Annotated in this window: 2 protein-coding genes; both read right to left on the minus strand. The window is 46.4% G+C overall.

The window, feature by feature from the left end:
- Positions 1 to 241: 241 nt before the first annotated feature.
- Entirely contained in the window at positions 242 to 508 is a 267-nt protein-coding gene (locus ACFP3V_RS31415; RefSeq protein WP_004197762.1) for a type II toxin-antitoxin system RelE family toxin, read from the minus strand.
- Positions 492 to 716, minus strand: a complete 225-nt coding sequence (relB, locus tag ACFP3V_RS31420; protein ID WP_000879771.1) for a type II toxin-antitoxin system RelB family antitoxin — start codon at positions 714 to 716, stop codon at positions 492 to 494. The genes ACFP3V_RS31415 and relB overlap by 17 nt, the downstream gene beginning before the upstream one ends.
- Positions 717 to 1,106: the final 390 nt, after the last annotated feature.

Consider the following 1,106-nt stretch of genomic DNA (forward strand, 5'->3'; position numbering starts at 1 on the left):
CAAAGAAAAGGGAATCGAAGTAGTAATGCAGAGAGCTGCTTCTGATGATAACTCTGAGGCCATAATGTCTTTTATTATGCCTGACGTTAACAATATGACCTTATTAGTTAAAAATAACGGCTACATTATCGTTAAGACAACCTGCTGGTTAACTAAAACCGACAAACAGTAGAACACGTAGTTAGTCGAGTATTTACCATAATACCTGTTGTCGGCATCAAAAAAGCCCGCATAGCGGGCTTCAGTCGTAAACTTCGCGGCGATGTCCAATCGTGGCGGCAAGGATAACAAGCTCGTCATCTCGGATCTCACACAGAACGCGATAATCTCCCACCCGATAGCGCCAGAACTCGCCCAGCTCACCTTTGAGCGGCTTCCCTGACTGGCGAGGATCGGCAGCAACTGCAATGCGTAAACTCATAAAATCCACAATCCGTCGTGCGTTCTGTTTGTCCATCTTGCGTAACGATTTGAGCGCCCGATCGGAATAGTTAATCGTCCAGACCAAGTGACTTCCTCACGTCTTCAGACGAATGCACTGCTTCATCACCACGGCGAACGCGTGCAGCAGTTTCTGCTGAAAGATAATAATCCTCCAGGTCTTCCAGATGCGCCAGTATTGCTTCCCGCGCATAAAACGTCTTTGTTCTGCCGGTTTGCTTCGCCAGCGAGTCCAGACGGGACTCAATCTCATCAGATAACCGGATAGCAAGCATATAAACCTCCCGAACACCATTTGCTATACATGTATATCAACAGTACCACAATCAACCTAAAAGAACAAAAAATAATCTTGTTAGCCCCTCTTGATAATCCGTAACGCGGTCAATATATCTAGCTTGAGGGCTTTCCTCTTAACTATTGAAAGGATAACGATTATGGGTCTTAAGCCGGGTCCGAAACGAATTGCCGATTCAACAGGGGAACCTGATAAACGCCAGCGTGACAATAAAAAAACGCCGGGAAATACTGACAAATTGAAACCCAGCAAATCTTCAAAAAAATAAGTCAGTAGTTAAAAGCCCTCCGGGGCTTTTTTGTATCTGCCGTTCACGCTGATTAAACATAACACCCGTTGCCCGCACCGCCCCGGACGGGTTCGCCGC

Source organism: Streptacidiphilus monticola, from assembly GCF_042658505.1.
Taxonomy (GTDB): domain Bacteria; phylum Actinomycetota; class Actinomycetes; order Streptomycetales; family Streptomycetaceae; genus Streptacidiphilus; species Streptacidiphilus monticola.

What these genes read in the sequence shown, in the direction of transcription:
- relB (WP_000879771.1), bottom strand. Translation starts at nt 716, where the DNA reads ATGCTTGCTATCCGGTTATCTGATGAGATTGAGTCCCGTCTGGACTCG.